The sequence below is a fragment of the Modicisalibacter radicis genome (genome assembly GCF_900961225.1).
Taxonomy (GTDB): domain Bacteria; phylum Pseudomonadota; class Gammaproteobacteria; order Pseudomonadales; family Halomonadaceae; genus Modicisalibacter.
Genome location: NZ_CAAHFN010000101.1, coordinates 1 through 1700, shown reverse-complemented (window position 1 = coordinate 1700; position 1700 = coordinate 1). Strand labels below are relative to the sequence as shown.

General features: G+C 62.1%; 2 protein-coding genes. Both read right to left on the bottom strand.

The window, feature by feature from the left end; all coding sequences use genetic code 11:
• Positions 1-209: 209 nt before the first annotated feature.
• The gene (locus HR9077_RS18165) at positions 210-1214 is read right to left on the bottom strand and encodes a glutathione S-transferase family protein (RefSeq protein ID WP_136068718.1); all 1005 of its coding nucleotides are present in this window, start codon (positions 1212-1214) and stop codon (positions 210-212) included.
• A 48-nt stretch (positions 1215-1262) separates the two neighbouring features.
• Positions 1263-1700: LysR substrate-binding domain-containing protein (locus HR9077_RS18160; RefSeq protein ID WP_244613351.1), on the bottom strand; the 438-nt coding region annotated here is incomplete at its 5' end.

Genomic DNA, 1700 nt, shown 5'->3' with positions numbered 1-1700 from the left:
GCTTTGGGCTTCGGGCTTCGGCAGCAATATTACTCGTGACTCGAGGCTCGTAGCTCATAGCTCATAGCTCATAGCTCATAGCTCATAGCTCATAGCTCATAGCTCGTGGCTCGCGGCTCGCGGCTCGTAGCTCGCGGCTCATAGCTCATAGCTCATAGCTCGTAGCTCGCGGCTCGTGGCTCGCGGCTCGTAGCCCGCAGCTCGTAGCTTCATGCCTTCTCGCGAATCCCCCGCCCCGTCAGGCGCTGACGGTCGTGAGGCCGCTCGAGATCGAGAACCGGCCCCCTGGGCACGATGCCCGTGGGGTTGATGGTGGCGTGACTGCCATAGTAGTGGCGCTTGATATGATCGAAGTCGACCGTCTCCTTGATACCCGGCCACTGATACAGTTCGCGCAGGTAGTTCGAGAGATTGGGATAGTCCTCGATGCGCCGCAGGTTGCACTTGAAGTGGCCATGATAGACGGCGTCGAAACGCACCAGCGTCGTGAACAGGCGGATATCCGCTTCGGTCAGCCACTCTCCGGCCAGATAACGCTGTTCATCGAGCCGCGCCTCGATACGATCCAGCGCCTCGAACAAGGCCGCCACGTGCTTGTCGTAGACCGCCTGGTCGGTGGCGAACCCCGCCTTGTAGACGCCATTGTTGATATGGTCGTAGACGTCGGCATTGACCGTTTCGATGGTCCCGCGCAGGTCGTCGGGGTAAAGATCCAGGGTATTGCCGGTCAGATCATCGAAGGCACCATTGAACATGCGCACCAGTTCGGCGGACTCATTGTTGACGATGCGCCGCTCCTGCCTGTCCCACAACGCCGGCACGGTGACACGGCCAGTATAGCGACTGTCGGTCAGCGTATAGAGCTGGTAGTGGTAGTCGACGCCATTGAGCGGATCGCCACTGGAACCTTCCGCCCGGTTGTACGTCCAGCCCTGATCCAGCATCAGCGGGCTGGTATGCGAGACGCCGATCAGCCCCTCCAGGCCCTTGAGCCTGCGCATGATCAGGGTGCGGTGCGCCCAAGGACAGGCCAGCGACACATACAGATGAAAGCGCTCGGCCTGGGCCTGCACCCCCGGCTGACCATCGGGTCCGGGACCGCCGTCCCGGGTCACCCAGTCGCGCAGCTTGGCCGACTCGCGAACGAACTCGCCACCATGCTTTCCGGTGTCGTACCACTGGTCATGCCATTGACCTTCGATCAACAAACCCATCGTCGTCTCCTTGAATGCCGGTTGCGATTTACGTCAGCTTAAACCGATTCAGTCGACGCCACCCTGCAAGTTTTCCGCCTTTTCTTTCGAAGGAAACGAATCGTCATCGGGACAACAGGTATCGACGGCCGCATGCAGCGCCTGCGCCATGGCATGGGTCGCCGGCCCGGCCCGATCGCGATCCTGGAAGATCAGTTGCATGGGCACCTCGCGGATACCGCCGGCGGCCAACGGCAGCGGCTCGAGACGCCGGGCGGCCAATGCTGTCCGGATGCGCGTCTCGGGGAGCCAGGCAAATCCCAGTCCACGTTCGAGCATGTCCAGCGAGGTCGCCAGATGGCTGACCGTCCAGCGCTGCTCGGCCTTCAGCCAGCCGGCATCCATCGATTGGCGCAAGGCGGAATCGCGTACCACCAGTTGCCGATGCTGGATGAGATCGCGCAGGTCGAGGGTGCGGCCCAGGGCATGCAACGGGTGGGCGGGATG

What these genes read in the sequence shown, in the direction of transcription:
- HR9077_RS18165 (WP_136068718.1), bottom strand. Translation starts at nt 1,214, where the DNA reads ATGGGTTTGTTGATCGAAGGTCAATGGCATGACCAGTGGTACGACACC.